Below are 4,904 nucleotides of genomic sequence, written 5' to 3' on the forward strand. Positions count from 1 at the left end.
GGCGGTTTGCGAGACGTACCTCTACATCGGCAACCTGCCGAACTTCTATACCGGCGGCGACGTCGCGCTATACGACTTCTACATCGCCGTTGAGACCGACCTTTCGACGGGCGTGCAAACCGTCTACGCGTCGATCCCCTCGGATGCCGTACCGGCGTTTCGCGCCGATGTGACCCTGGACGCGGACGGCTCGGCCACCATGGCGCTCGACGACGTGGAAGCCGTGAGCCCGGTTCGTCTGGTATTCGAGGTTGCTCCGCGCGAGGAGGTGCGCGACGTCTTGGCGCGCGTGCAAGCCGGCGGTGCCTTGACGGAAGACGAACTTACCGAGATGCTCGGTGGCGCTGGTGTTGAGAACGCGGATGGCGATCTTGCGGTGGCAGCGCTTGCGTATGGAGGCGCGGATGGAGCGGACGCCGCCTCCCAGCCGCTCGTGACAACCGCCTTAACCGGAAACGCCGCACCTGGGAGCGCCTATGTGGTAGGCAGTGATACCCCGCTCTACACCCTTGCCGCCGGAGTGGAAGTCGCGAAAGGCGAGCTGCCCCAAGCGAGCGAGCTCGTCCCGCTCACGAGCGAGCCTGTTGCCGGCCGCACCTACTATTACCTCGAGACGACGTATTCCGCACGGTTCTCGTCGGTCTCCACAGCAGCGCCCGCAACCGCAACGAAAACCGTACGCCGCTATGTGGCAAGTGGAGATACAGGTGCCTCCGCATGGCGCGTGGGCACGGGCGGCCAGTACGAGCTTATCGCCGGGACACCCGCCATGCCTACGGGGGCGGTTGCCGTGGTGAACGCGAAAGCGCAGAACCGCACGAGCACGCTCCCCTATACGCAGGAGCTGCGCGGGGATGCATCCGGGGACACGCTCGTCCTCACGGCGAACCTGGGCAACAACGGCGCATATGTTTTTGAGGTAGCGAGCGAAGAACCCGATCCGGATCCCGATCCCGGCACCGATCCAGAGCCGGGTGGCGACGAGGAGCCCGGTGGTGGCGACGGCGGCACGACCCAACCCGACGACGGCGAAGGCGGCGACCACGGCGACTCGGGCAACGAGGGCGATTCCGATAGCACGCCTGAGCAAGGCGGGATGTCGAACGAAGACGGCAGCGAGGGCTCGGGGAGCGATTCCAACACCCTCACAGGCACCGACGGAACGCGCGCTGCGAAGCTCACCATTACGCTCGCCATCTTCGGAAGCGCGGCATGCCTCGCCGGCATCGTCCTCATGGTTGCTCGGAAGCTCAAGCGCTGAAGCTCGCCTCGGCAACAGTGAAACCATGCGAGTACCGCCGCTTTCGAGCTTCCATTGCCGCTGCCTTGGAGCTCCCGTCGTCGCTGAAATACAACGTAGAGAATTATCGTTGAAACACAAAGTAGAGAAATTCAGACACGTTCGACGTTGGATCGGCCTATAACTGTCGGAATTTCTCTAGTTTGTCTATAAGGATGGGGCTTGTACACAAACTAGAGAAAATCCGACACATTCGACGCTCCAACGGCCTAAATCTGTCTGAATTTCTCTATTCTGCCCATCCGGTTCTGCGAAAGCCGCCCGCGCTGCGTGCGTCCACACCGCGCCCTCCGAGCATGCCCACACCGTGCTATCATGGCATGCGGAATCGAAAACATGCGAGCAGCAAAGCGCCGCCCGCCCGAGGAAAGGACAGATCCATGGAGCGTCCCTGCGCATGGAAGGCATACGATGACGCCGCGACGGCGGAGCTTGAAGAGCTGTGCACCCAGTACCGCGCGTTCATCAGCGAGAACAAGACGGAGCGCGAGTGCGTGACGGCGAGCGTCGCCCTTGCCGAGGCGGCAGGCTACGTAAACCTCGAGACAGCGATCGCCGAAGGCCGCGCGCTCAAGGCCGGCGACAAGGTCTACGCCGTGAACCACAACAAGTCGCTCATGCTCGTGAACCTCGGTACCGAGCCCATGGAGCGCGGCATGAACATCCTGGGCGCGCATGTCGACTCTCCACGCCTCGACCTCAAGCAGAACCCGCTTTACGAGGCGGGTGATATGGCCTACCTCGACACGCATTACTACGGCGGCGTGAAAGCCTATCACTGGGTCGCCACCCCGCTCGCGCTCCACGGCGTGGTATGCAAGAAGGACGGCGCCACCATCGAGGTGTGTGTGGGCGAGGATCCCACCGACCCCGTCTTCTGCATCTCCGACCTGCTCATCCATCTGGCAAGCGATCAGTTGAAGAAGCCGGCAGCCGAGGCGGTCGACCATGAGAACCTCGACGTCATCGTGGGCGGCCGTCCCGTCAAGATCGAGGGCGACGATGAAGAGAAGGAGCCGGTGAAGAAGCTCTTCCTCGACATCCTCTCCGAGAAGTACGGCATCGACGAGGAAGACTTCCTCTCGGCCGAGATCGAGGTCGTGCCCGCCGGCGCCGCACGCGAGATGGGCTTCGACCGCTCGATGATCTTGGGCTACGGCCAGGACGATCGCGTGTGCGCCTACACCTCGCTCGCTGCACAGCTCGACGTTCCCGAGGTCACGCGTACCGCGGTGACGCTTCTCGTGGACAAGGAAGAGATTGGTTCCGTGGGCGCGTCCGGTATGACGAGCCGCTTCTTCGAGAACGCTATTGCCGAGATCATGGAGCTCGCGGGCGAGAGTGGTGAGCTCAAGCTGCGTCGTGCGCTCGCGAACTCGCGCATGCTCTCCTCCGACGTCTCTGCAGGCTTTGACACGCTTTATGCCGATCGCTTCGAGAAGAAGAACGCCGCCGTCATGGGCCGCGGACTGTGCTTCAACAAGTACACGGGCGCGCGCGGCAAGAGCGGTTCGAACGATGCCGATGCCGAGTACCTCGCGCTCGTCCGCGATATCATGGACGAGGCCGGCGTGGCGTTCCAGACCTGCGAGCTCGGGCGCATCGGCGCGGGTGGCGGCGGCACCATCGCCTACATCCTCGCTGAGTACGGCATGGATGTCATCGACTCCGGCGTGGCCGTGCTCTCCATGCACGCGCTTTGGGAGGTCACGAACAAGGCCGACGTCTACGAGGCGTATAAGGGCTACAAAGCGTTTATCGCCCGCGCATAATCCGCGGTAACGCTTTTAGCAAGGAGCCCCGGACGTTCCCTTTGCTCGCGCGCTTCGCGCAAGCTCGCGCAGGGAACGTCCGGGGCTCCCGCATAACGGTAACGTGGTTGCGCGTCGCGACGCCTAGCACACCTTCGGGGTACGAGATGTAAAATAACCCCAGGGGTTTTCGACGTCGCGTGGAAGCCTACCTATTAGGCCGTTCTGCTGCGCGATGTCGAAAAACCCCTGGGGTTATTTTACATGCGGCGACGGACGAGCTGCAGAGCGGTCGCTACCGCACTGACGGCGCACAGGGCGGCAAACACCGTGAAGGCGAAGGAATAGCCCGAAAGGAAGAGATCCGCGCGACCTTCGATGTAGGCGCTCACGGGATAGCCCGCCTCGGCGCTCATGCGTCCGTAGAGCAGCGCCGTGCCTCCCGTCACGCCGGCCGACATGCCCAAGTAGCGGACGAGCGACACAAGGCTTCCAGCGAAGCCGAGCTGCGAGGTCTCGACCGCACCCATGACGAGCGAGTTATTCGGCGACTGAAACATGCCCGTTCCCGCCGCCATGAACGCCATGGAGGCAACGATGACCGGCAGCGTCGCGTTGGCAGGCAGCACGCCCGTGAGGAAGATGCCTGCCGCATAGATGGAAAGCCCCACCAGGCAGGGAATCGACGATCCGATGCGATCCGACACCGCGCCCGCGATGGGTCCCACGGCCGCCATGGCGATCGGGATTGCCGTGAGCGCCAAGCCTGCGATATCCGGCGAGAAACCGCATGCGTTCTGCAGGTAAAACGGCAGCAGGAACTCCGTGCCGCCCACGGCGAAGAAGCAGAAGAACATCGTCGCCACGTTGAGCGCGACGCCGGGACGCCTGAAAATGTCGAAGCTCACCAGCGGATACGTCGCCCGACGCTCGACCGCGACGAACGCCACCATGCAGGCCACACCTATCGCAAGTAGCACGCACGCGAACGGCGTCACGCTCTCGACAAGGCTCGTGAGGGCGTAGAACACCAGAAAGATTGCGGGCGCAACGGTGATGGCGCCGGCGATGTCGAACGTTTCACGCTGGGTGCCAGACGCGTCCTCCGGCAGCGTCCACACGCCCACCAAAAACGAAACCACACCGATGGGAACGTTGATGAGGAAGATCGACTCCCAGGGAAACGCCGCAACAAGCATGCCGCCGATCGTGGGGCCGCACATGAGGCCGAGCGAGACGAACGTCGCCACGATGCCGAGCGCGCGGCCGCGCTGCGACGAGGGAAACGCCTCCGTGACGATACCCATATTCGTCGCTGTGGCGCTTGCCGCGCCGACGCCCTGCACCACGCGCGCCGCGATAAGCGCAGGCAGACTTGTGGAAAGGCCGCACAAAAGCGAGCCGGCGGTGAAGAGCGCGACACCCGCTTGGAACAGGCGCATCTTGCCGAACATATCGCCCAGCCGACCGAATACGAGCACCGCCGCGCAGCACGTAAGCAGATAGATGCTCGAAACCCATTGGATGCTGGTGGCGGAAACACTCAGCTCGCGCTGCATGGCGGGCAACGCCACGTTCACGATGCTGCTGTCGAGCGTCGACATGAACGTCATGGTGACGACGGTGAACAGCACCACCCACGGGTTCGGGGCGGGTCGACGCGGGGTCGACGCGGTAGATTCTTCTCTCATGGATAACCTCCCAGGCCGTTTGTTCTACGTGCCTAGGAGCACGCCTCCCCGGCTATCGCCGAGCGCTGTTGCGGCACTGCGCCGCAAGGGGCGAGGGAATGATACCACACAGCGGCATGCAAAACTGCCCCAGGGCTCTTCGCCAGCCATTGGGGACGGGGG

The 4,904-nt window shown here is 63.4% G+C and carries 3 protein-coding genes; 2 read left to right on the forward strand and 1 reads right to left on the reverse strand.

The features are described from left to right. The coding region (locus tag QZ079_RS08090) for a hypothetical protein (protein ID WP_297037347.1) at positions 1 to 1,261 on the forward strand (1,261 nt) is incomplete at its 5' end. 419 nt (positions 1,262 to 1,680) lie between these two features. Next, positions 1,681 to 3,072: an aminopeptidase gene (locus QZ079_RS08095; RefSeq protein ID WP_297037349.1), complete on the forward strand. Its 1,392-nt coding sequence runs from the start codon at positions 1,681 to 1,683 to the stop codon at positions 3,070 to 3,072. Between the two features lie 239 nt (positions 3,073 to 3,311). On the opposite strand, the gene QZ079_RS08100 is transcribed toward QZ079_RS08095, so the two are convergent. Continuing rightward, positions 3,312 to 4,742 (reverse strand): MFS transporter, encoded by a 1,431-nt coding sequence (locus QZ079_RS08100; RefSeq protein WP_297037351.1) that lies wholly within the window; start codon positions 4,740 to 4,742, stop codon positions 3,312 to 3,314. Positions 4,743 to 4,904: the final 162 nt, after the last annotated feature.

Source organism: uncultured Enorma sp., from assembly GCA_905210055.1.
Lineage (GTDB): Bacteria > Actinomycetota > Coriobacteriia > Coriobacteriales > Coriobacteriaceae > Enorma.

Coding starts and splice junctions, on each gene's coding strand:
- QZ079_RS08095 (WP_297037349.1), top strand. CDS start 1,681: ATGGAGCGTCCCTGCGCATGGAAGGCATACGATGACGCCGCGACGGCG.
- QZ079_RS08100 (WP_297037351.1), bottom strand. CDS start 4,742: ATGAGAGAAGAATCTACCGCGTCGACCCCGCGTCGACCCGCCCCGAAC.